The organism is Acinetobacter psychrotolerans, assembly GCF_048552595.1.
Classification (GTDB): domain Bacteria; phylum Pseudomonadota; class Gammaproteobacteria; order Pseudomonadales; family Moraxellaceae; genus Acinetobacter.
Map to the genome: position 1 here is coordinate 1 of NZ_JBIMDK010000087.1, position 225 is coordinate 225.

The window sequence follows — 225 nt, forward strand, 5'->3', positions numbered from 1 at the left end:
CGTCTTGGTTATTGGTTTTTATTTGGGTTTGTTGCCAATTACTTTGTTGTAGCAGAACTGTGACTTGATCAGTTAAGTCTTTCGGAAGATTATTTTGATTATAGAAAGTCTTAGATGTAATCAAGAACTCTTTATCTGAGCCATCGTGCTCATCTATCTCTGGGTGTTCATTCAATTCAAACCAGTAACCGACTTGTACATCTCGTACTGTAGAAGTTGCCGTAA

At 36.9% G+C, this 225-nt stretch carries 1 protein-coding gene; it reads right to left on the reverse strand.

Features of this window, described 5'->3' with window-relative positions; genetic code table 11:
* Positions 1 to 225, reverse strand: a 225-nt coding sequence (locus ACG94X_RS16985) for a contractile injection system protein, VgrG/Pvc8 family (protein ID WP_419384822.1), incomplete at both ends; no start/stop codon positions are given.